Here is a 21,692-nt window from a genome sequence, read left to right on the forward strand (position 1 = left end):
CAGCCTACGCCAATCCTGGTCCGGACACTAACCTTCCATCACCGCCTGCGGCAATGCCATCACGGCCTCGGCCTTGTGGCAGGCGGCGAGGTGCCCCTCACCCACCCTGCGTAGCTCAGGCAGTGCCTCGCGGCAATGCTGGTCGGCAAGTGCACAGCGCGCGACATAAGGACATCCGCTCGCTGCCGCCGATTGCGAGGCGATCGCCTGGGCTCCGCGCCGCCGCCGGCCGCCCCCGGCGCGCGCCCGCGGCACGGCATCCAGCAGCGCGCGCGTATAGGGATGGGCACAGCGCTCGAACAGATCCTCCGGCCGCCCCTGCTCGACGATGCGGCCGAGATACATGACCGCAACCTCGTCGCAGAGATAGTCGACGACCGCGAGGTCATGGCTGATCAGGATGTAGCTGAGGCCGAACTGCTCCTGGAGATCCTGCATCAGGTTCAGCACCTGCGCCTGCACGGAGACGTCGAGCGCGGAGACCGGCTCGTCAGCGACGATCAGCTTCGGCTGCGTGATCAGCGCACGCGCAATGGCGATGCGCTGGCGCTGGCCGCCGGAGAATTCGTGCGGATATTTGTCCATGTCCGCATCGCGCAAACCCACCTGCCGCAGCACCGCGGCGACGCGGTCGCGGAACGTGGTGCGGTCGGCGCCTTCGAGCACAGTCAGCGGCTCGGCGACGATCCGCGCGATGGTCTGGCGCGGGTCGAGCGAGCCATAGGGGTCCTGGAACACCATCTGGAAATCGCGCCGGGCGCGGCGCAGCTCGTCGGGAGGAATGCGGTTGAGATCGCGGCCGAGCAGCGCGACCTGCCCTGAGGTCGGCCGCTCCAGCGCCATCACGACGCGCGCGAAGGTGGACTTGCCGGAGCCGGACTCTCCAACGATGCCGAGGCTCTTGCCGGCTTGGACCCGCACGCTGACGCCGTTGAGCGCGCGCACCTGCCCTGGCGGGCGAAACAGGCTTTCGCGCGGCAGCGTATAGCGCTGTTCGAGATCCTTCACATCGAGAAGCGGCGCAGCGGTCATGCGGTCAGCGCTCCGACGCGTTCGGCCATCGAGACATCCGTCCGGATGCAGCGTGCGAAATGGCCGGGCCCGACATCCACCATCGGCGGCAGCGCGGCGCGGCACTGATCGATCACGAGCGGACAGCGATCGGAGAAGGTGCAACCGGACGGCAGGTCGGCGAGCTCCGGCACCGTGCCCGAGATCGTCTTCAGCCGCGTCCCCTTGCGCGCGCCGAGCTTCGGCCGGGCGCGGAACAGGCCCTGCGAGTAGGGATGGCCCATGCGGCGGAACACCTCGTCGGTCGGCCCGCTCTCGACGACGGTACCGCCATACATCACCATCATGCGCTGCACGTTCTCGGCGATGACGCCGAGATCGTGCGAGATCAGGATCATCGACATGCCGCGCTCCTCGACGAGATCGGCGATAAGGTCGAGGATCTGGCCCTGGATGGTGACGTCGAGCGCGGTGGTCGGCTCGTCCGCGATCAACAGGTCGGGCTCGCAGGCGAGCGCCATGGCGATGGTGATGCGCTGGCGCTGCCCGCCTGAGAACTGATGCGGATAGGCGTCGACGCGCCTGGTAGCATCGGGCAGCCCGACGCGGTCGAGCAAGGCGATCGCTTCTTTCCGCGCCTGCGCCGCCGAATATCTCTTGTGACGGCGCAGCGGCTCGGCGACCTGGTTACCGATCGTGTGCATCGGGTTGAGCGCGGTCATCGGCTCCTGGAAGATCATGCTGATGCGGTTGCCGCGCAGGCGACAGTAATCGGCGTCCGAAAGCCCGACGAGCTCGTCGCCGTCGAGCTTGATGCTGCCGGTGACGGCCGCGCTGTCCGGCAGCAGCCCCATCAACGACAGCGCCGTGACCGACTTGCCGCAGCCGGATTCGCCGACGAGCCCGAGCGTCTCGCCGCGCTTGAGCGAGAAGCTGACGCCGCGCACGGCCTGCGCCGGGCCGCGGCTGGTGTTGAGGCGGACGCCGAGATTGTCAACTTCGATCAGCGGCATGTTGGAGCGCTCGCCCATCATCATCGCTCCCGCGCCAGCCGGGGATCGAGCAGGTCGCGCAGCCCGTCACCGAGGAGATTGAGACCGAGCACCGCGATGGCGATCGCAGCGCCCGGATAGACCGCGAGCATCGGCGACTGGAACAGCAGCGTCTGCGCATCGTTCAGCATCCGTCCCCAGGACGGCTGCGGCGGCTGCGTGCCGAGACCGAGATAGGACAGCGCGGCTTCGGCGAGAATGGCGAGCGCGAACTGGATGGTGACCTGCACGATCAGGATCGACAGGATATTCGGCAGCACATGCTCGATGGTGATGCGGAAGCGCCCCTTGCCCGCGGCGCGCGCGGCCAGCACGAATTCGCGCGCCCAGATCGCGTTGGCCGAGCCGCGCGTCAGCCGCGTCAGCGTCGGGATCTGGAAGATGCCGATCGCGACGATCGAGGTCACCATGCCCGGCCCCACCACGGCGGCAAGCATGATCGCGGAGAGCACGGCCGGAAACGCGAAGCTGAAATCGGCAAAGCGCATGATGATCTCTTCGGTCCAGCCTCGCCGGGCCGAGGCGATCAGGCCGAGGCAGACGCCAAAGGTGAGACCGATGCTCACGGCAATGATGCCGACCATGATGGTGGAGCGGGCCCCCGCAAGCAGCAGCGAAACGATGTCGCGGCCGAAGGAATCGGTGCCGAGCCAGTGCGATGCCGAGGGCGGCTTGAGCTTTGCGGCGATGTCGATCTCGTAGGGAGACCACGGCGTCCACACCAGCGACAGCAGCGCCGAGGCGAGCACCAGCAGGCTTAGCGTGCCGCCGAGCACGAAGCTGCGGTGGCGCAGCGCGCGGCGCCAGAAGGTGCGGGCCGGCAGAGGACGCGTTGCAACCGGCGCGTCGATGGTCAGAGGCGCGCTCACAGGTCGTGAACCTTGATGCGAGGATCGATATAGGCATAGAGCACGTCGACGACGAAGTTGACGATGACGACCATGGCGGCGAGCAGCATCACGCAGTTCCGCACCACGATCAGGTCGCGGTTGGCGATCGACTGGAAGATCAGGCGGCCGAGGCCCGGCAGGTAGAACACGTTCTCGATCACGATGGTGCCGGCGAGCAGGTTGGCGAATTGCAGCCCCATCACGGTCATCACGGGGATCATGGCGTTGCGCAGCACATGGCTCCACAGCACCTCGCGCTTGCCGAGGCCTTTTGCGCGTGCGGTGCGGACGAAGTCTTCGCGCAGCACTTCCAGCACGGCCGATCGCGTAACGCGCGCGAGGATCGCGGCCTGCACCACGGCAAGCGAGATCGCCGGCAGCAGCAGTGACTTGATCCCTGGCCAGATGCCGTCCTCCCAGCCGGCAAAGCCGCCCGCCGAGAGCCATTGCAGTCGCACCGAGAACAACAGCACCAAGAGGATCGCAAACCAGAAGTTCGGCAGCGCGATGCCGACCTGGGTCAGCGACATCACCCCGACATCGCCGAGCTTGTTGTGGTTGGCGGCGGTGTAGATGCCGGCCGAGAGCGCCAGCGTCACCGTAACCGTCATCGCCATGATCGCGAGCGGAATGGTCAGCACCAGCCGCTCCGCGATCAGGCTGGCGACCGGGGTACCGTAGACATAAGAGTTGCCGAGATCGCCGACGACGAGGCCCTTGATCCATTGCAGGTAGCGAACGGCCAGCGGCTGGTCGAGCCCGAGCTTGACGGTGAGCGCGCGCACCGCGTCCGGCGAGGCGTCGGCGCCCATCAGCATCTGCGCGGCATTGCCCGGAAGCGCGTCTAGCACCAGGAAGATGATCAGCGATGCGCCGACCAGCGTCGCCAGCAAGGTCAACAGACGTCGGAGGACAAAGACGCTCATGCGTGCTCGGCTTCAGGGCTCACCCGCGGCACGATCAACATGTCTGGACGCCGGAGGCAAGTCCTTTGCACACAAGCTGCTTGCTGCATGCCCATCCCCTCAAGACGGCCAGCGGGACAGAAGATCGCTTGAAGCCTCGAACAATGCGCTCACGCGCAGCAATTCTGCGTCCGCCCGGAAGCGACCGACGAGCTGAAGCCCGATCGGCAGGCCGTCGCGGGCAATGCCGCAGGGAAGGCTGATCGCGGGATGGCCGGTCATGTTGAAGGGCATGGTCCAGGGGAACCAGTGCGGCCGGACGCTGTCGAAATGCCGGCCATCGATCTCGATGCTGCCGAACAGGTCCTGCTTGATCGGCAGCGCGGTGCGCGTCAGGGTCGGCATCGCCAGGAAGTGACGGCGTGCAAGCAGCGATTGCACGCGACGGAACAACGCGGTGCGCGCGAACATCGCCTCCTGGTAGTCGACGCCACTGACTTCGCTGGCGAGCGCGAGCTGCTTGAGAAAGGCCTCGCTCAGCTCGTCCTTGTGTTCAGTCGCCAGTTTTGCGAAGCGCGTGCGCCAGACCGTGTGGTTGATGGCGCGCCAGATCGGCTCGACGTCGAAACCATCGCCAGAGAATTCCTCGAGCTCCGCCCCTAAGCCCGCCAGCCGGTCGAGGCTCGCCTTGAAATTGGCGCCGACTTCGGCGGACACCGGACGGCCGGGCGGCGTCAGGCAGTACAGGATCCTCAGCCCGCGCAGGTCGCCGCGCGGAGCGGCGGTGCCGACGAAGTCGGGCACGGGAACGCCAATCGACCAGGGATCGCAGGCATCCTCACCTGCCATTGCCTGCATCATCAACGCGGTGTCGGCGACCGTGCGCGTGGTCGGCGTGACATAGGTCTGGTTGCCGAAGACGTCCAGCGCCTGGCTGTGCGGGATGACGCCGTTGCTCTGCTTGAGCCCGACCACGCCGTTGCAGGCGGCCGGAATTCGGGTCGAGCCGCCGCCGTCGGTGGCGATCGCGAGCGGCGCGATGCCGCTCGCCACCGCCACCGCCGCGCCGCCGCTGGAGCCGCCGGAGGAGCGGCCGGCGTCCCAGGCATTGCGGGTACAACCGAACAGGGGTGAATCGGTGAGGCACTTGCTGCCGAACTCTGGCGTCGTGGTCTTGCCGATCAGGATCGCGCCTTCCGCGCGCAACCGTGCAACGGCGACGGCATCCTCGTTCGGCACATTGTCCTTGTAGGGAACGGCACCGAAGGTGGTCCTTACGCCCTTGGTATTGACGATGTCCTTGACGGTGACGGGTATGCCGTGCAGCAGGCCGAGCTCCTCGCCCGCCATCACCTTGCGCTCGGCTTCGCGCGCCGCCGCGATCGCCTCATCACCGCACAGAGTGATGAAGCAATTCAATTCGGGCTGGAGCGCCTCGGCGCGGGCAAGCACGGCGCGGGTGAGCTCGACGGGCGAAATCCGCTTTCCGGCGATGAGACCGCGCAGCTCGGTTGCGGACAAGAGACAGGGATCGCCGTTCATCGTCACGTTACGCTCCGAAGCGGGCCGCCATTGGCCCGAAGACATTGACAGCGAGAATGACAGTTTTGTTAACTCGCCGTCCAATACGATTTTGGTCGCCAACCCATACGCTCTCGGTATGCCAATGGATCTTCGCCGGCTCCGCTATTTCGTCGCCGTCGCCGAGGCGCGCAGCATCGGCAAGGCCGCCGAGCGGCTCCGGATGGCGCAGCCGCCGCTCTCGGTCCAGATCCGCAAGCTCGAGGCAGAGATCGGCGCGCCCCTGTTCCGTCGCGGCACTCGCGGCATGGATCTGACCGAGGCGGGCCAGGCGTTGCTGGCGCGCGCCAGCGAAGCGCTCGCCCTTGCGGCCGACGGCGCCGAAGCCGCGCGCGCGGTTGCTTCGGGACGGCGCGGCCGCCTGTCGGTGGGTTACATGTTCGTGCTGGCGAATGCGATGCTGCCGCAGCTCATCCCCGAACTGCGCCGCGCGGTTCCCGGCGTCGACCTCAGCTTCGCCGAGCTCAGCGCTTCGACGCGCGAGGCCCGGGTGCTCGACCGCAGCGTCACGGTCGCGCTGTGCATGCCCGCAATCAATCATCCCGAGATCCAGGTGGCACGGATCGGCGCGCAGCCCTTCATGCTGGCCATGCCGATCCGCTCGCCACTCGCCCGCCTGACCTCCGTGCCGATGGCCCGGCTGCAGGGCCGTCCGCTGATCGCGCTCCCGCACCCGGACCATGGACCCGCCTCCTCCGCGGTCATTCCTTTGCTACGTCGGCATCAAGTGGTGATGCCAATCGCCAGCCGGGTGGAGACGGTGCATTCGGCGATGAGCCTGGTTCTGGCCGGTGAAGGTCTCGCCATCCTGCCGGCCTGCGCGCAGCTCGGCGCGCCACGCGGCATCGTGTTCAGGCCACTGCGTGACGTCACCGACTCCCTCGAGATCGCAGTCTGTTGGCGGCGGGATTCCCAGAGTCCGCTGATCGGAACTTTCCTCAAATGTGCCGAGAAAGCGGTCGCGCGAATGTGAGGCGACGCTACGAGCTCCAACTGACCTCGTGGCTCCAGGGCGGATCGGCACCCGGACGGGTGCAGGTCAGGCCCGCGCAACTGGCGGCGAAGGACAACACGCGGCGGAGCTCGTCTGCGCCGATGTCCTTCAATCGCGCTCGGGCGATGCGTCCCTGCTTGTGCAGCGCGAACAGCAGCGCCGCCTGAAAGCTGTCGCCTGCGCCAATGGTGTCGGCGACCTCAACCTTGGGCGCGGCGACTTCGATCTGCCCTGCCCCCGCATGCCACGCGACGGCGCCATGATTGCCGCGGGTGATGACGACGAGGCCCGTGCCCTGCGCGAGCAGCGTGCTCGCGCGCTGGTGATATGGTTCCTCGCCGAAGAGATAAGCGAAATCGACGTCCGACATCTTGATGAGATCGGCGCTTCCCGCGAACTCGGTCATGCGCGCGAGATAGGCTGGCTTGTCCTTGACGAGGTTCGGCCGGCAGTTCGGATCGAAGGAGATCGTGGAGGACGCCCGCGCGTCTGCGATCAGCGCCATGGTCTCGGCCGCGCCCTGGTCGTTGACGAGCGTGGTCGAGCCGACATGGAGAGCTTCAACCGTGTCGAGCGGAATTGTCCCGCGCTGGTAAGTCCAATTCCGCGTTGCGGTCTCGGCATCGTAGAACGCGTAGTGCGACTCGCCCGCAACGATGCGGACGAAGGCGAGCGTGGTCTGGTGATCGCTGCGGGTCGCGAGATTGAGGTCGACATTGGAGGCCGCGGCATGATCGGCGATCATCCGCCCGAACAGGTCGGTCGAGACGCCGCCGACGAAAGCGGTCGGCGCGCCGAGCCGCGCCATTCCAATCGCGACGTTGAGGCAGGAGCCGCCGACCGCCGGCATCACAGCCTCGCGGCCGTCGACATTTTGCGTCGGTACGAAGTCGATCAGCGCATCGCCGCAGGCAATCAGCATGGCTTTCAACCTCTGGCCATGTCGCGCATCGCCGCGCGGCTGCCGCGATCGACGTCGCGCAGCAGCTTGTAGACCTCACGCTTGCGAGCGTGAAACGCGGCCATGTCGGGCGCGGTCGGCTCGCTCTTGCGTCCCAGCGCCGACATCTCGGCCATAGTCTCGCCGATCGAGGCGTAGGCGCCGCCGGCGACCGCCCCGAGCATCGCGGCGCCCAATAGCACAGGTTCCTTCGTCTGTGGCAGCGCAACGGTGAGGCCGGTGGTATCCGCCATGATCTGCCGCACCAAAGGACTGCGGCTGGCGCCGCCGCCCATGATCATGATGTTCGAGCGCACGCCATGCGCGGCAAACGCCTCGATCACCTCGGCGAGCCCGTAGGCAAGACCGCAGAGGCCGGCGACGAACAGCCGCTCCATCGAACCGACGTCGGTGTCGAGATCGAGGCCGGCGATCACTGCACGCGTGTCCGGGTCGGCATAAGGCGAGCGGTTGCCGATGAACTCGGGCAAGACATGAACGTCGCGCGCCAGCAGCGCAGCGCGACTGGCATTGCCCGCGCGCGTGATGATGCGGCGCTCGAGGAAGTCGATGAGGTCGAGGCCCTCACTGCGCGCCGCCGCGCTGACCCCGCTGAAACCGGGATGCGACTTGAGAAGATGATCGATGGCGGCGCCTGCCGCCGACTGGCCGCCTTCGTTGAGCCAGAACTCCGGCACCATGCCGGAGTAATAAGGCCCCCACACGCCCGGCACGAAGCACGGCTGCTTCGTCGTCGCCATGATGCAGGCCGACGTTCCCATGATGTAGGCGAGACGGTCGCAGACGTCGCTCGCTCCGCCCGCCCCGTCGCGACCGCCGATCGCACCGATGCCGCCGGCATGGGCATCGATCAGCGACGCTCCGACCGGCGTGCCGGGTGCCAAGCCGAGCTCGGTCGCGGCCGAGTGCGTGAGACCTGCGCCCAACCGCGTGCCGGGTGCGACGATCTCGGTGCCGATGCGCGCGTATCTCTCGGCGACAAAATCGGACAGACCGATGCGCTTGAAGAACGGCGCGCTCCAGCCGCCGCCCGCATGGGCGAGGTAATTCCACTTGCAGGTCACAGTGCAGGTCGAGCGCTGCACCGAGCCTGTCGCGCGCCAGGTCAGGTAATCCGCCAGATCGAAGAAATGGCCGGCGGCGTCAAAACTCGCGCGCAGATGCCGCTTCAGCCATAGCAGCTTCGGCATCTCCATCTCCGGCGAGATCGAGCCGCCGACATAGCGCAGCACAGCATCCTCGGTCTCGTTGATCAATCGCGCTTCGGCCCTGGCGCGGTGATCCATCCAGACGATGACGTTGCGCTGCGCCTCGCCGGATCCACTGACGGTGAGCGGCTCGTCTTGCCGATCGAGAACGACCAGCGAACAGGTGGCGTCGAAGCCGATACCGCCGACGCTATCGGGTGTAATGCCAGCTTCCGTCGTCGCCGCGCGTACCGATGCGGCGCAGGCGTCCCAGATATCCTGGGACGACTGCTCGACGATATCGCCTGCCTCGTGCCAGATCCGGATCGGGTGACGCGCCATAGCGAGCAGCGTGCCGGCCTCGTCAAACACCCCTGCCCGCGTGCTCGTGGTCCCTACATCGACGCCGATATACGCTCGCGGCATGGTCGCTCCCGGTCGCCTCGTCAGCTTTGACGCAAGCCTACCAGCAAGTGTAACCGCCATCCACCAGCACGATGCTGCCCGTCATCAGGCTCGCGGCCTCGGACGAGAGGAACAGCACGACGGAGGCGATCTCCTCGACCTGTCCCATGCGCGCCATCGGGGTTCCACCGATCCAGGCGTCGTACATCTTCGGATTGCTCTTCACGAAGGCATTGAGCGGCGTCTCGATATAGGTCGGCGCCACCGCGTTGACGCGGATGCCGCGTGCCCCCCATTCGGCGGCCAGCGACTTGGTCAGATGGTGCACGCCGGCCTTGGAGGCGTTGTAGAAGCACTGCTCCTGTGGCTTGTTGACGATGAAGCCGGACATCGAGCCGACATTGACGATGGCGCCACTCTTGGCCTTCAGCATGTGCTTGCCGAATTCGCGGCAGCACCAGAAGGTGCCGTTGAGGTTGACGTCGATGACGTTGAGCCAGTGCTCGTCGGTGACGGTCTCGGCCGGCGTCTCGCTGCGCGCGATGCCGGCATTGTTGACGAGGATGTCGACCTTGCCGTGACGGGCAACGAGGTCGTTCGCGACTTCGGCCACGCGTTTGGTGTCGGTGACGTCCATGATTGCGGTCTCGACGTCGTAGCCTTTCGCTTTCAGTTCGGCCTTCGCACTATCGGCGACCTTGCTGTCACGGTCGCCGATGACGACCCTGGCGCCGGCCTCGGCCAGCGCCTCCGCGCAGCCAAGGCCGATGCCCTGCCCGCCGCCGGTGATGAACGCGGTCTTGCCGTTCAGCTTGAATTTTTCCAGGTACATGGTGTCTATCCGTTGTCTTGCCGTTTCTTTGTCAGCCTCGAAGGGCGTTGCCGCCGTCGTCGAAGCGGTGAATGCGCTGGGGATCCGGCACCAGCGAGACGCGGTCGCCGGCGTGCAGGCTCAATTCGCCGATGTAGCGCGCCGTCAGCATGCCGAGGGGACCTGCATCGACGTAAAGGAAGGTGTCGCTGCCGAGATGCTCGGCCACCGCGATCGTTCCCTGCCAGCCGCCGGCGCCGTCCCGCTCGATCTTCAGATGCTCCGGCCGCACCCCGATCGTGGCGGCACCGCGTTGCCGAGCGAGCTCGCCGGTGACGAAATTCATCTTGGGCGAGCCGATGAAGCCGGCGACGAACAGATTGGCCGGCCTCTCGTAGAGCTCCAGCGGCGAGCCATATTGCTCGATCCTGCCGCCGTTGAGCACGACGATCTTGTCGGCCATGGTCATCGCCTCGACCTGATCGTGGGTGACGTAGATCGCGGTGGTGCCGAGCTGCTTCTGCAGCCGCGTCACCTCGATACGCATCTGCACGCGCAGCGCTGCGTCGAGATTGGACAACGGCTCGTCGAACAGGAACGCTTTGGGCTCACGCACGATGGCGCGGCCGATCGCGACGCGCTGGCGCTGGCCGCCTGAGAGCTCGCGCGGCTTGCGATCAAGATAGGGCGTGAGATTCAGCGTTGCGGCGGCGGCCTCGACCTTGCGGTTGATCTCGTCCTTGGCAAGGCCCGCCATCTTGAGGCCGAAGCCGATATTGCCGCGCACGCTCATATGCGGATAGAGCGCGTAGGACTGGAACACCATCGACAGCCCGCGCTTGGCAGGCGGCGTGTCGACGACGTTCTTGCCGTCGATCAGGATCTTGCCGCCAGAGACGTCCTCGAGCCCCGCGATCAGGCGCAGCAGCGTGGTTTTGCCGCAGCCGGAGGGACCGACGAACACCACGAAGGAGCCGTCGGCGATGTCCAAGTCGGCGCCCTTGATGATGTGCACGGGGCCGAAGGACTTTTGCACGCCCTGAAGTGTGATCTGACCCATGATCCGGCTGCCCCTACTTCACCGCGCCGAAGGTGAGCCCGCGCACGAGCTGCTTCTGGCTGAACCAACCGAGGACGAGAATGGGCGCGATCGCCAGCGTCGACGCCGCCGACAGCTTTGCCCAGAACAGCCCTTCCGGGCTCGAATAGGAGGCAATGAAGGTGGTGAGTGGGGCGGCGCTCGAGGTCGACAGGTTCAGCGTCCAAAACGCCTCGTTCCAGGCGAGGATCAGGTTGAGCAGCAGCGTCGAGGCGAGCCCCGGGATCGCCATCGGAGTCAACACATAGACCAGCTCGCGGCCGATGGTGGCGCCGTCCATGCGCGCGGCCTCTAAGATGTCGCGCGGGATCTCCTTGAAGTAGGTGAACAGCATCCAGATGACGATCGGCAAGTTTCCGAGGCACAGGATGAAGACGAGGCCGATGCGGGAATCGAGCAGGCCGACCGTCTTGTAGATCAAGTAGATCGGCACCAGCACGCCGACCGGCGGCATCATCTTGGTCGACAGCATCCAGAGCAGGATGTCCTTGGTGCGCTTGGTCGGCGAGAACGCCATCGACCAGGCCGCGGGGATCGCGATCAACAGCGCAATCAGCGTCGAGCCGCCGGCGATGATGATCGAGTTCATCGCGTGATGAAAATAATCGCTGCGCTCCTGCACGGTCGCGTAGTTTTCCGTGGTCCAGTGGAAGAACAGGAAGGATGGCGGGACCGCGAATGCCTCAAGCTCGGTCTTGAAGCTCGCCAGCCCCATCCACAGGATCGGAAAGAAGATCAGGAAGCCGAACAGCCAGGCCGCCGCCGTCGATATCGCCACCCGCCGCGTCGTCGCCATCCGTGCCATGTCAGGCTTCCAAATTGCGGCCGACGATGCGGACCAGGAAGAAGGCGACGACGTTGGCGATCACCACGGCGACCAGGCCGCCCGCGGAGGCGCTGCCGACGTCGAACTGGATCAGCGCCTGCGAATAGATCAGGAAGGCGATATTGGTCGTCTGCAAGCCCGGCCCGCCCCCGGTCGTGACGAAGATCTCGGCGAACACGGTGAGGAGAAAGATCGTTTCGATCAGGATCACCACCGTGATGGGGCGCGCGAGGTGGGGCAGCGTGATGTAGATGAAGGTCGAGACAGCGCTGGCACCGTCCATCTCGGCCGCCTCCTTCTGCTCCTCGTCGAGCGACTGCAGCGCGGTGAGCAGGATCAGCGTCGCGAACGGCAGCCATTGCCACGTCACGATCAGGATCACCGCAAACAGCGGTACATCGTTGAACCAATCGATCGGCGTCAGACCGAACAGCGAAGCGAGCCAGGCGAACAATCCCGACACCGGGTGCATCAACAGGTTCTTCCAGACCAGCGCGCTCACCGTCGGCATTACGAAGAATGGCGCGATCACCATCAGGCGGACGAAATTGCGGCCGATCACGGGCTGGTCCATCAGCAGCGCCAGGGGGATGCCGAGCAGGATAGTCAGCGCCAGCACGGAGCCAACGAGCACCAGCGTATTCCGGAGCGAGGCAAGGAAGGCGGGATCGGTGAGGAAGTAGCGGAAGTTCTCCAGGCCCACGAACGATTCCGAGCCGGGATCGAGCAGGCTGTAATGCAGCGTGGAGAAATAGATCGTCAGCGCGAGCGGGACGATCATCCAGACGAACAGAAGCCCGACGGCCGGGGTCAGGAGCGACCGTGCAAGGAATTGCGTCTGCCGGGTTGCCACTCGCTTCTCCTCTGCCGGGAAGAAGAAGGCGGCCATCCATCCGGGGATGGGCGGACGGCCGCGAGTCTGAGCTCAGGAGGAAGAGCTCGGGTTCACTTGATGTAGCCGGCGCGCTTCATCTCGCGCTCGGTCGCCGATTGCGCCGCGGTGAGCGCGGCATCGACCGTCATCGATCCCGCAAGCGCGGCCGAGAACTGCTGGCCCACCTGCGTACCGATGCCCTGGAATTCGGGAATGGCCGCGTATTGCACACCGACGTAAGGCACCGGCTTCACCGTCGGCTTGTTCGGATCGGCCGCATCAATCGAAGCCAGCGTCAGCTTGGCGAAGGGTGCGACCTTGAGATAATCCGGGTTCTGGTAGAGTGAGCTGCGCGTGCCCGGCGGCACGTTGGCCCAGCCCTCCTTCGACGCGACGAGCTTGGTGTAGTCCTTGCTGGTTGCCCAGGCGATGAACTTCTCGGCCGCTTCGCTCTTCTTGGAGCCGGCGGGGATCGCAAGATTCCAGGCCCACAACCAGTTGGCGTTCTTGCCGAGCCCGGTGTTGGGCGCGAGCGCGAAGCCGACCTTGTCGGCGACCTTGGAGTCCTTCGGATTGGTGACGAAGGACGCCGCCACGGTGGCATCGATCCACATCGCGCATTTGCCGGCGTTGAACAGCGCCAGATTTTCGTTGAAGCCGTTGGAGCTCGCGCCGGGAGGTCCGGCTTCCTTCATCAGGTTCACATAGGTGGTGAGCGTCGTCTTCCATTCCGGCGTGTTGAACTGCGGCTGCCACTTCTCGTCGAACCAGCGCGCGCCGTAGGAATTGGCCATTGCGGAGAGGAACGCCATGTTCTCGCCCCAGCCAGCCTTGCCGCGCAGGCAGATGCCGTAGGTGCCCCCGCTCTTGTCAGTCAGCTTCTTGGCCGCGTCGATGACGAAGTCCCAGGTCGGCTTTTCCAGCATCTTCAGGCCGGCCTTCTCGAACAAATCGGTGCGGTACATCACCATCGAGCTCTCGCCGTAGAACGGCGCGGCGTAGAGCTTGCCGTCGGCGGAGACCGCATCTTTGATCTTCGGCAAGAGGTCAGCGACGTCGTAATCGGCGCCGAGATTGGTCAGCGGCACCAGCCAGCCTTTTTTGGCCCAGATGGGCACCTCGTAGGTACCGATCGTGAGAACGTCGAACTGACCGCCCTTGGTGGCGATGTCGGTGGTGACGCGCTGGCGCAGCACGTTCTCCTCCAGCGTCACCCATTTCACGGTGATATCGGGGTTCTTCTTGGTGAATTCCCCCGTCAGCCCCTGCATGCGGATCATGTCGCCGTTGTTCACGGTGGCGATCGTCAGGGTCGTTTCGGCCATCGCGGGGACGGCCAGCAGAACAGACGCGCCGCAGACGGCGCCGAGGACGTGTTTCATGATGACCTCCCTTGGAACTCGCGCTTTTGAGCATATGCCCACGCGTTGGGCTTATGTTCAACGCAAGGACGTGCGATTGTCAAGCAGGCGCGCGGGCGTTTCGGCAACTTATGAGTGCTGCGGTGCGACAACCTTCCCGTCATGCCCCACCGGGTCTCGCCTTCGGCGAGCCAATGACAGGCTCCGGCAGGGCATCCAGCACTCCGTGCAAGGAGTGATTTGCCCCAAGAGAGGCCGCAGCGTACTGGATCATCCGCCCCAGTGCGCAATTGCGCACAAGGCGGATGATGACAGCAGCGCAAGTGGCGAGACCGCCCGCCCCTACCGCTCCAGAATCGCCCTTGCCGTCGCTTCGTCCGTAATCAGCCCGTTGATCAGGCCCCCGTTCAACGCCGCGGCGATCGCGGTCACCTTCGCTGCGCCGACCGCGGCGCCGATCGTCGTGGTCTTCGCCGGCACCTCCGGCGGGATGCTGGTCAGGCGCTTGTTGGTGCCGGCCTTGAGCAGGCGGCCCTTGGCATCATAAGCCCAGCCGGTGATCTCGCCGATGGCGCCGAGCCGCATCATCTCGAACAGTTCGTCGCGGGTGACGAAGCCGTCGATGTGCACCTGCGCCTTCTGATCCATCTGGCCGATGCCGACGAGGCGCAAATCCGCTTTGGCTGCGACCGCTTTCACCTTCGCGATCGGCTCGATGCGCACCATCTTGTTGCGCTCGTCCTCCGACGACATCAGGAACGGCAGCGGCATCGGATAGTGCCGCGCGCCGGTGCGGTCGGCGAGCCGGCCGACGGTGTCGTAGAAGCTCGCCGAGCCGTCGGCGGAGATGTTGCCGACCAGCGAGACGATCTGGTGATTGGGCCGGTCGATCGGCGTGACGCGCTCGACCGCCGCGCGCACGGCCCGGCCCGTGCCGAGCGCGACGATGACGGGCGTCTCCGAGCGCAGCGTGGAGTCGAGCAGATTGGCGCAGCGTTCGGCAATGCCCGCAGTCGCCTGAGGCGCGGCAGGATCTGCCGGCACCACCTCGCAATGAACGAGATTGAAGCGTTCCTTCAGGCGCGCCGCCAGCTCCATGCAGGCGGCAATCGGGTGCTCAAGGCGGAAGGTGATGAGCCGCTCAGCGAGGCACAGCGAGACCAACCGCTGCGCCGAGGCGCGCGAGACCTGGAGCATCTTTGCGATCTCGTCCTGGGTGTGGCCGGCAATGAAATAGAGCCAGCCGGCGCGCGCGGCGTCGTCGAGCCTCGACTTGTCGTTCTCGGCGGCCATGCGGGCTCACGCCTCCCAGAAATCGCTCATGCGCGCGAAGACCCGATCGGCCCCGGCGGCCGACAATATAGCCCGGCCGTCGCGCGTGCGATAATGGCCGCCCCCGAGAAATCCCCAGACGGTCATGCCGGCCGCCTTGCCCGCCTGCACGCCGCTGACGCTGTCCTCGATCACCAGCGTGCGTGAGGGCGGTGTGCGCATGTTCTCCGCTGCATGGAGAAAGAGATCCGGCGCCGGCTTGCCGTGCCTGACCATCTGCGCGGTATAGAGCCGATCGCCGAAATGCGCCCGAAGACCAGTGACGTCGAGCGAGAGCGACACGCGGTCGATGTCGCTGGACGAGGCCACGCAGAACGGCACGGTCAGCCCTGAGACCACCGCTTTCACCCCGGGAATCGGCTCGAGCGAGGCGGCGAACGTCTCCAGCACGCGCGACTTCAATCGCGGCAGGAATCCATCCGGCACGACCTGACCGAGATCGCGGTAGTGCTGCTCGATCGCTTTGGTGCTGCGTCCGAGAAACAGCTCGAGCGCCTGCTCCTCGCTGAGCACGAGACCAAATTCGGCCAGCACCTCTGACAGGCAGCGGCAGCTCAGGAGCTCGCTGTCGACGAGCACGCCGTCGCAGTCAAAGATGATCAGATCGGGTTTTGGCCGGCCCTGGTCCATCCGGCCATTCGATCATATACCCAATCGATGAGCAATAGCTCAAGCGACAACACCGCGCGCGGTCTTTAGTGCGCCACCTGCCGGTAGATTGCCGGGAGCGCCGCGGGCAACCGCTTGATGTTGCCGACGATCGCATAGCCGCTGCGCCCGAACAGCGTCGGAAAATAGGACTGCGCGGCCGCGTCGATCGTCACGCCGAAGACCGCGATACCCAGCCGGCGCGCTTCCTGCACGGACTTCCTGGTGTCTTCGATCGCAAAGCGCCCCTCATAGTGATCGACGTCGTTCGGCTTGCCGTCGGTGAGGACGAGCAGCAGCTTCTTGCGCTGCGGCTGGCGCGCAAGCTCGGCCGAGGCGTGACGGACGGCCGCGCCGATCCGCGTGTAGTAGCCGGGCTTCAGCGCGCCGATGCGGCGCTCGACCACGCCGCTCATCGGCTCGCCGAACGCCTTGACCGTTTCGATCCGCACCCAGGACCGCCGTCGCGAGGTGAAGGTCAGGATGCTATGGTGATCGCCGCAGGCCGACAGCCCATGCGCGAGCACGAGCAGCGCCTCCTTCTCAACATCGAGCACGCGGTAGCCACTGGCCCAGGCGTCCGTGGAGAGCGAGACATCGACGAGCAGCGTGACGGCGAGATCGTGCCCTTGCGGGCGCATCGCCATGTGGACGCGATCGAGACCACTGCCGCTGCCGGCGCGGAGGTCGCACCTCGCGCGCACCAGCGCGTCGAGATCGAGGTCGTGGCCATCGGCTTGCGCACGCATCAATTCGTGACGGGGCCGCAATATCTCGAAGCGGCGACGCACCTGGCGGACGTGCCGGCGCATGGTCTCGTCAGGCGTCCAGCTTTCACCGGTCTCAGAAGCGGCAGATGCGAGCACGCGGCAATGATCGGGCAGATAGGAGCTGCTGCGATAGTCCCATTCGGGATAGGTCAGGTCCGCATTCAGGCGCGAGGCATCGAGGGCCTCCGGCGGCAGGTCGAGATCGAACTTGAACCGGCTCGCCGGCTTGCCGCTGCGGCGGCTGAGCGTGATCTCCTCGAGATCGTCGGCGGCCTTCTGCGCGTCCTCGTCCTCGCTGTCGTCCGCGGGGCGATCGACATTGACCATCTCGGCCATCGCGAGAATCTTCTCGAAGCGGTTGAGCACGAAGGGATCGCGGCGATTGGCATTGTCCTCGCGCTCGCGGACAGCGAAGCGCTTGCGATCGTCCTTCGCCGCGGCCTCCGCGCCCGGTGCGGCTTCGTCTTCGCCCCCATGTGCGGGCGAGAGCTCGCGCGTCCAGCAATCGCCCCAGAGCGGGCACGGCAGGATCGAGCGATAGCCCGGTGGCGCCTTGTCCGGAAGCGGGCCCGTCGCCATCATCGCGGACCATAGCTTGCCTGCGGGCGCCTTTCCGGTTCCGAGCAAGGCCAGGACGATCTGCTCGATCTCCTGCTCGATGCGCGGCAAAGGGCGACGAGGCCGGGCCTCGGCGGTGGACGCGGCGAGCTGCGCATAATCAACGACGAGCCCGGGGAATTGCGTGAGCACCCAGACCGCGGTTTCGCTCGCCCGGCGCAACACCAGGAGGTCCCGCCGCAGCGGATCGGCTTCCGCGATCGCCTCGATCGGCGCAGCTGCGAACCACGCCGCAAGCCAACGATAGAGCGCTGCGTTCAAGGCCCGATCGGGAAAGATCGCGATGCGATCGGGCAGGAAGATGGTCGCGCCGTCGCGGCCCGGCTGCTCGAGTCGCTCGTCTCCGAGTCCGATGCGCTGCCGCCAGCCGAGACGATGGCCCGCCCGGCGTGCGCCTGCGCTGGCGATCTGAACGCCCGTCTCGCCGCCAAGCGCGCGGAACATCACCGCGAGCCGGCCCCTCACCTCGGCGAGCGCGACAGCGTGATCGTCGTGAACCGGATAGCTCGCCGTGCCGCCCACCATCCGGTGCCAGGCGCGGCCGACCGTCTCCTCAAGTTCGAGGAAGTCGAGCATGAGTCACCCGATCACAGCACGCGCGACGTCGAGCAGCGCCGCCTTGACGTCGGCGTCGTCGGTGAGCGGCTCGATCATGCCGGCCAGCACGGCATCGGCGGTCGGCGTGCCCGCCGCGATCAGGGTCGCGCAATAGACGACGAGCCGGGTCGAGACGCCCTCCTCCAGATCGTGCCCCCTGAGCGCGCGCAGCCGGCCAGCCAGCCCGACCAGCGGCCGCACGCGCTCCGGCGACAGTCCGCTTTCAGCGGACACGACGGCGATCTCCTGCTCGGGCGGCAGGAAGCCGAACTCGATGGCGACAAAGCGCTGTCGCGTCGACGGCTTCAGCGCCTTCAGCAGCGTCTGGTAGCCGGGGTTGTAGGAAACCACGAGCATGAAGCTCTTCGGCGCGGCGAGCTCCTCGCCGGTGCGCTCCAGCGGCAGGATGCGGCGATCGTCGGTCAGGGGATGCAGCACGACGGTGACGTCCTTGCGCGCTTCCACGACTTCGTCGAGATAGCAGATGCCCCCCTCGCGCACCGCCCGCGTCAAAGGGCCGTCGGTCCAAACAGTGTCGCCGCCCCGCAGCAGATAGCGGCCGGTGAGATCGGCCGCGGTGAGATCGTCGTGGCATGCGACGGTGTGCAGCGGCAGGCCCAGCCGCGCCGCCATATGCGCAACGAAGCGGGTCTTGCCGCAGCCGGTCGGCCCCTTCAGCAACACCGGCAGCTGGTGCCGCCAGGCGTGCTCGAACAGCGCGCATTCATTGCCGCTTGCGACATAGGCCGGCAGAGCGGGCGCCGAGGTCACGGTGTGAAGGGCAACTTTCATGATGTCTCTCCGAACTTACCAGGAAGCGTGGCGGCCGCGGCGAACCGCGGCCGCCATTTGCACTACTCAGCGGGCTGCAATGCGCCGGGGATGACCGGCTGACGGGCGCGGCCGGGCACCAGCACGGCCCACACGAACATCAGTGCCGAGATCGCGACGAACACGCCGGAGCCGAGCCGGACCCAGTAGAACATCGCGAGCTGATCCTGCACGTCCATGTAGCCCTGGCCGAGCACGCGCTGGAGATGGACCTGGACCACGCCGGCGAAGGTCAGCGCGAAGGTCATCACCATCATGGCCGTGCACATGATCCAGAAGCTCGCCATGGAGAGCCACTGGTTGTAAGGCGCACGTCCCCTGATCTGCGGGATCGCATAGGCCATGACGGAGAGATTGAGCATCACATAGGCGCCGAAGAAGGCGAGATGGCCGTGCGCCGCGGTGACCTGCGTGCCGTGAGTGTAGTAGTTCACCGAGGACAGCGTGTGCAGGAAGCCCCAGACGCCGGCGCCCAGAAACGCCATCACGGAGCAGCCGACCGACCACAACAGCGCAGCGCGGTTCGGATGCTTACGGCCGGCCTTCCAGGTCATCTGCACCGTGAAGATCACCATGGTGAAGAACGGCGCGACTTCCAGTGTTGAGAACAGCGAGCCGATCCACTGCCAGTAGCCGGGCGCGCCGATCCAGTAGAAGTGATGGCCGGTGCCGAGGATGCCGGAGAACAGCGCCAGCCCGATGATGACGTAGAGCCACTTTTCCACGACCTCGCGGTCGATGCCGTTGAGCTTGATCATGAGATAGGCCAGCACGGAGGCCATGATCAACTCCCAGACGCCCTCGACCCAGAGATGAACGACGTACCACCAGTACATCTTGTCGACCGCGAGGTTCACCGGGTTGTAGAAGGCGAACAGGAAGAAGATCGCAACACCCCACAGGCCGAACAGCAAGATGTTCGTGATCGTGGTCTTACGCCCCTTCAGCGCCGTCATGGTGACGTTGAACAGGAACATCAGGCAGACGACGACGATGCCGACCTTGATGATGAAGGGCTGTTCCAGGAATTCGCGGCCCTCGTGATAGTGAAAGAGATAGCCAACCACGGCCACACCTGCCGCGCCAAAGAACATCCAGAACTGGATCTTGGCCAGCAGCGGGCTGTACAGCTCGGTTTCGGTCTCCTCAGGCAACAGGAAGTAGGTTGCACCCATGAAGCCGATCAGCGACCACACGATCAGCGCGTTGGTGTGGATCATCCTGACGATGTTGAACGGCAGCAGGGTCGACAGCGTGTTGGGCAGGACGTAGATCGTTCCGGCGACGAGGCCGAACAGGACCTGGGCCAGGAACAGGGTCAGCGCGCCGTAGAAATACAGCATCGCGACTTTCTGGGTTTGATATTTCATCTCAGGTTCTCTCTGTCTTGAAAGAGGAAAGCTGTGTGCTCTTGTCGTTTGAGCATGATCTTTTCGGAAAACCGCTTCACACTTTGCGCCAACGCGGCCCTTCGGGTCCGGATCGTCCCCTAGCCGGCCTTGTTCGGCGGCCACTCCTGGCGCTTGATCTTGCTGGTCCATTGCAGGAAGTCGGCGAGATCGTCGAGCTCCTGGTCGGTGAGGTTGAACTGCGGCATCTGCCGCCGGCCCGGCGCGCCCGAGGGCTGCGATTGCATCCAGGCCTTCAGTGTCTCGCGCGCGGCGGCCGGGTCTTCGTTGCCGCCCCAGCGATCCCAGACGTTGCCGACTTCCGGGGCGAAATAGGCGCCCTCGCCCAGCAGGGTGTGGCAGTTGATGCAGGAGTTCTTTTCCCAGACATGCTTGCCGCGGGCGACCGACGACGTCAGCATCGCCGCGTCCGTGGAGGTCGTGGCCATGTAGTAATGGCTGTGCGCCGTCAACCCTATGAAGATGGCGAAGAAGAAGGCCGAGCCGCCGTAGAAGACATTTCGAGCGGCCGACTTGGTCAGGCGTTCAGCCATTGCCAATCCTTTCTGTTGATTCCTGAAGAAATGCGATGGTGTGATTTATTGCCGATGGGCGCAGATCACTCTTTGACGAAGCGCAACGAGCGCAGCGATACGCCGCAATCAGACCAGGACCACGATGGCGGATGCGAGCCAAGCAAACAGCGCCACGATGACGACCCAGGCGCTGACGAGGCCACGCCAAAGCGCCGGCGCTGCGCGAAGATCAAGGAAATCGAGCACGATGCGACGGCCCTTGAGGGCGGCGAAGGTCAGCAGCAAGGCATTGGCGAGCAAGGGGCGCCACACCAACGGCGGGACCAGAATGGTCGCCAGCGCAAGACCGATCAGTATGATCCAGGCGATGTCGAGACGATCCGGAATCACGGGTGCACCAGATAGATGATCGGGAACATCACGATCCAGAGCAGATCGACCATGTGCCAGAAAGCGGTTCCGGTCTCGACGCCTGCTGCGTTGGCACCCCGAGAAACTACGGCCAGGATCACGATGCCGAGGCCGACATGCAGAAGATGGAATCCGGTGAGCAGGAAGTACAGCGTGAAGAACGCGCTGGTCTCCAGGCCGTTGCCTAGCGCGATCTCACTGGCATATTCGAACAGCTTGATCGCGATGAAGAGCGTGCCGAGCGCCATCGCTCCAAACAGCCAGCCGCGCGCGGCCGGCCTGCGGTCCGCACGTGCCGCGGCCGCGCCCCGGGCCGCGGCCCAGCCGCTCGTCACCAGAACAACGGTATTGATTCCGGCCAGATGCGTATCGAGTGTGGCCTGACCGGCCGCGAAAACAGCCGGATGAACCGCGCGAGCGATGACGAAAGCGCCGAGAAACAGGCCGAAAGCGGCGAGCTCGCTGAAAATCAGCACCCAGATCATGGGATCGCCGGGAAGATCCTCGAGGATTCCCCAGCCGGTCTCTCGTTGTTCGCAATCTGTCGCCGACATCGTCTTTTCCGGATCAGGACACCGGACAGATATCTCACCGGCGCGGTTCC

General features: G+C 65.6%; 21 protein-coding genes. 1 reads left to right on the forward strand and 20 read right to left on the reverse strand.

Going from position 1 to position 21,692, the window contains the following annotated elements; translation table 11 throughout:
* Nucleotides 1–27 precede the first annotated feature (27 nt).
* From ACVIIV_RS31050 to ACVIIV_RS31070, 5 genes are all read right to left on the reverse strand, one after another.
* Nucleotides 28–1,032, reverse strand: coding sequence for an ABC transporter ATP-binding protein (locus ACVIIV_RS31050; RefSeq protein ID WP_456747579.1), 1,005 nt, complete (start codon nt 1,030–1,032; stop codon nt 28–30).
* Nucleotides 1,029–2,042, reverse strand: a complete 1,014-nt coding sequence (locus ACVIIV_RS31055) for an ABC transporter ATP-binding protein (RefSeq protein WP_456747580.1) — start codon at nt 2,040–2,042, stop codon at nt 1,029–1,031. The genes ACVIIV_RS31050 and ACVIIV_RS31055 overlap by 4 nt, the downstream gene beginning before the upstream one ends.
* 2 nt (nt 2,043–2,044) lie before the next feature.
* Nucleotides 2,045–2,932 carry an ABC transporter permease gene (locus tag ACVIIV_RS31060; protein WP_456747581.1) on the reverse strand — a complete coding sequence of 296 codons (888 nt, stop codon included), beginning with the start codon at nt 2,930–2,932 and terminating at the stop codon, nt 2,045–2,047.
* On the reverse strand, nt 2,929–3,879 hold the full coding sequence (locus ACVIIV_RS31065; protein WP_456747582.1) for an ABC transporter permease: 951 nt from the start codon (nt 3,877–3,879) through the stop codon (nt 2,929–2,931). Before ACVIIV_RS31065 ends, ACVIIV_RS31060 begins: the two co-directional genes overlap by 4 nt.
* Nucleotides 3,880–3,978: 99 nt before the next feature.
* The gene (locus ACVIIV_RS31070) at nt 3,979–5,400 is read right to left on the reverse strand and encodes an amidase (protein WP_456748867.1); all 1,422 of its coding nucleotides are present in this window, start codon (nt 5,398–5,400) and stop codon (nt 3,979–3,981) included.
* 124 nt (nt 5,401–5,524) lie between these two features.
* Here ACVIIV_RS31070 and ACVIIV_RS31075 point away from each other — a divergent pair, with 124 nt between their 5' ends.
* Nucleotides 5,525–6,412, forward strand: a complete 888-nt coding sequence (locus ACVIIV_RS31075) for a LysR family transcriptional regulator (protein ID WP_456747583.1) — start codon at nt 5,525–5,527, stop codon at nt 6,410–6,412.
* Nucleotides 6,413–6,419: 7 nt separating this feature from the next.
* Here the strand turns inward: ACVIIV_RS31075 and ACVIIV_RS31080 are convergent, their stop codons facing one another.
* The 15 genes from ACVIIV_RS31080 to ACVIIV_RS31150 form a co-directional block, all read right to left on the reverse strand.
* Nucleotides 6,420–7,355: a carbohydrate kinase family protein gene (locus tag ACVIIV_RS31080; protein WP_456747584.1), complete on the reverse strand. Its 936-nt coding sequence runs from the start codon at nt 7,353–7,355 to the stop codon at nt 6,420–6,422.
* Between the two features lie 5 nt (nt 7,356–7,360).
* A complete protein-coding gene (locus tag ACVIIV_RS31085; protein WP_456747585.1) occupies nt 7,361–9,007 on the reverse strand; it encodes an FGGY-family carbohydrate kinase in 1,647 nt (548 codons plus the stop codon).
* A 37-nt stretch (nt 9,008–9,044) separates the two neighbouring features.
* Complete coding sequence (locus tag ACVIIV_RS31090) at nt 9,045–9,818, reverse strand: SDR family NAD(P)-dependent oxidoreductase (protein WP_456747586.1); 774 nt, start codon at nt 9,816–9,818, stop codon at nt 9,045–9,047.
* A gap of 31 nt (nt 9,819–9,849) precedes the next feature.
* Nucleotides 9,850–10,857, reverse strand: coding sequence for an ABC transporter ATP-binding protein (locus ACVIIV_RS31095; RefSeq protein WP_456747587.1), 1,008 nt, complete (start codon nt 10,855–10,857; stop codon nt 9,850–9,852).
* 13 nt (nt 10,858–10,870) lie between these two features.
* A complete protein-coding gene (locus ACVIIV_RS31100; protein WP_456747588.1) occupies nt 10,871–11,701 on the reverse strand; it encodes a carbohydrate ABC transporter permease in 831 nt (276 codons plus the stop codon).
* A 1-nt stretch (nt 11,702) separates the two neighbouring features.
* Nucleotides 11,703–12,575 carry a carbohydrate ABC transporter permease gene (locus tag ACVIIV_RS31105; protein WP_456747589.1) on the reverse strand — a complete coding sequence of 291 codons (873 nt, stop codon included), beginning with the start codon at nt 12,573–12,575 and terminating at the stop codon, nt 11,703–11,705.
* A gap of 92 nt (nt 12,576–12,667) precedes the next feature.
* A complete protein-coding gene (locus ACVIIV_RS31110; RefSeq protein ID WP_456747590.1) occupies nt 12,668–13,978 on the reverse strand; it encodes an ABC transporter substrate-binding protein in 1,311 nt (436 codons plus the stop codon).
* Nucleotides 13,979–14,299: 321 nt separating this feature from the next.
* Nucleotides 14,300–15,250: a sugar-binding transcriptional regulator gene (locus ACVIIV_RS31115; RefSeq protein ID WP_456747591.1), complete on the reverse strand. Its 951-nt coding sequence runs from the start codon at nt 15,248–15,250 to the stop codon at nt 14,300–14,302.
* Between the two features lie 6 nt (nt 15,251–15,256).
* On the reverse strand, nt 15,257–15,919 hold the full coding sequence (locus tag ACVIIV_RS31120) for an HAD family hydrolase (protein WP_456747592.1): 663 nt from the start codon (nt 15,917–15,919) through the stop codon (nt 15,257–15,259).
* 65 nt (nt 15,920–15,984) lie between these two features.
* Nucleotides 15,985–17,901 carry a VWA domain-containing protein gene (locus ACVIIV_RS31125; protein ID WP_456747593.1) on the reverse strand — a complete coding sequence of 639 codons (1,917 nt, stop codon included), beginning with the start codon at nt 17,899–17,901 and terminating at the stop codon, nt 15,985–15,987.
* A gap of 3 nt (nt 17,902–17,904) precedes the next feature.
* A complete protein-coding gene (locus ACVIIV_RS31130; protein WP_456747594.1) occupies nt 17,905–18,714 on the reverse strand; it encodes an AAA family ATPase in 810 nt (269 codons plus the stop codon).
* A gap of 62 nt (nt 18,715–18,776) precedes the next feature.
* Complete coding sequence (locus tag ACVIIV_RS31135) at nt 18,777–20,123, reverse strand: cbb3-type cytochrome c oxidase subunit I (RefSeq protein ID WP_456747595.1); 1,347 nt, start codon at nt 20,121–20,123, stop codon at nt 18,777–18,779.
* A gap of 119 nt (nt 20,124–20,242) precedes the next feature.
* Nucleotides 20,243–20,695 carry a c-type cytochrome gene (locus ACVIIV_RS31140; RefSeq protein ID WP_456747596.1) on the reverse strand — a complete coding sequence of 151 codons (453 nt, stop codon included), beginning with the start codon at nt 20,693–20,695 and terminating at the stop codon, nt 20,243–20,245.
* A gap of 108 nt (nt 20,696–20,803) precedes the next feature.
* A complete protein-coding gene (locus tag ACVIIV_RS31145; protein ID WP_456748868.1) occupies nt 20,804–21,064 on the reverse strand; it encodes a cytochrome C oxidase subunit IV family protein in 261 nt (86 codons plus the stop codon).
* Nucleotides 21,064–21,642: a cytochrome c oxidase subunit 3 family protein gene (locus ACVIIV_RS31150; protein WP_456747597.1), complete on the reverse strand. Its 579-nt coding sequence runs from the start codon at nt 21,640–21,642 to the stop codon at nt 21,064–21,066. The genes ACVIIV_RS31145 and ACVIIV_RS31150 overlap by 1 nt, the downstream gene beginning before the upstream one ends.
* Between the last annotated feature and the right edge of the window lie 50 nt (nt 21,643–21,692).

The sequence above is a fragment of the Bradyrhizobium sp. USDA 4354 genome (genome assembly GCF_054060315.1).

Excerpts from the sequence above, each read along its gene's own strand:
- ACVIIV_RS31050 (WP_456747579.1), bottom strand. The coding sequence starts at position 1,032 with ATGACCGCTGCGCCGCTTCTCGATGTGAAGGATCTCGAACAGCGCTAT.
- ACVIIV_RS31055 (WP_456747580.1), bottom strand. The coding sequence starts at position 2,042 with ATGGGCGAGCGCTCCAACATGCCGCTGATCGAAGTTGACAATCTCGGC.
- ACVIIV_RS31065 (WP_456747582.1), bottom strand. The coding sequence starts at position 3,879 with ATGAGCGTCTTTGTCCTCCGACGTCTGTTGACCTTGCTGGCGACGCTG.
- ACVIIV_RS31070 (WP_456748867.1), bottom strand. The coding sequence starts at position 5,400 with ATGAACGGCGATCCCTGTCTCTTGTCCGCAACCGAGCTGCGCGGTCTC.
- ACVIIV_RS31075 (WP_456747583.1), top strand. The coding sequence starts at position 5,525 with ATGGATCTTCGCCGGCTCCGCTATTTCGTCGCCGTCGCCGAGGCGCGC.
- ACVIIV_RS31080 (WP_456747584.1), bottom strand. The coding sequence starts at position 7,355 with ATGCTGATTGCCTGCGGCGATGCGCTGATCGACTTCGTACCGACGCAA.
- ACVIIV_RS31085 (WP_456747585.1), bottom strand. The coding sequence starts at position 9,007 with ATGCCGCGAGCGTATATCGGCGTCGATGTAGGGACCACGAGCACGCGG.
- ACVIIV_RS31090 (WP_456747586.1), bottom strand. The coding sequence starts at position 9,818 with ATGTACCTGGAAAAATTCAAGCTGAACGGCAAGACCGCGTTCATCACC.
- ACVIIV_RS31095 (WP_456747587.1), bottom strand. The coding sequence starts at position 10,857 with ATGGGTCAGATCACACTTCAGGGCGTGCAAAAGTCCTTCGGCCCCGTG.
- ACVIIV_RS31100 (WP_456747588.1), bottom strand. The coding sequence starts at position 11,701 with ATGGCACGGATGGCGACGACGCGGCGGGTGGCGATATCGACGGCGGCG.
- ACVIIV_RS31110 (WP_456747590.1), bottom strand. The coding sequence starts at position 13,978 with ATGAAACACGTCCTCGGCGCCGTCTGCGGCGCGTCTGTTCTGCTGGCC.
- ACVIIV_RS31115 (WP_456747591.1), bottom strand. The coding sequence starts at position 15,250 with ATGGCCGCCGAGAACGACAAGTCGAGGCTCGACGACGCCGCGCGCGCC.
- ACVIIV_RS31120 (WP_456747592.1), bottom strand. The coding sequence starts at position 15,919 with ATGGACCAGGGCCGGCCAAAACCCGATCTGATCATCTTTGACTGCGAC.
- ACVIIV_RS31125 (WP_456747593.1), bottom strand. The coding sequence starts at position 17,901 with ATGCTCGACTTCCTCGAACTTGAGGAGACGGTCGGCCGCGCCTGGCAC.
- ACVIIV_RS31130 (WP_456747594.1), bottom strand. The coding sequence starts at position 18,714 with ATGAAAGTTGCCCTTCACACCGTGACCTCGGCGCCCGCTCTGCCGGCC.
- ACVIIV_RS31135 (WP_456747595.1), bottom strand. The coding sequence starts at position 20,123 with ATGAAATATCAAACCCAGAAAGTCGCGATGCTGTATTTCTACGGCGCG.
- ACVIIV_RS31140 (WP_456747596.1), bottom strand. The coding sequence starts at position 20,695 with ATGGCTGAACGCCTGACCAAGTCGGCCGCTCGAAATGTCTTCTACGGC.
- ACVIIV_RS31150 (WP_456747597.1), bottom strand. The coding sequence starts at position 21,642 with ATGTCGGCGACAGATTGCGAACAACGAGAGACCGGCTGGGGAATCCTC.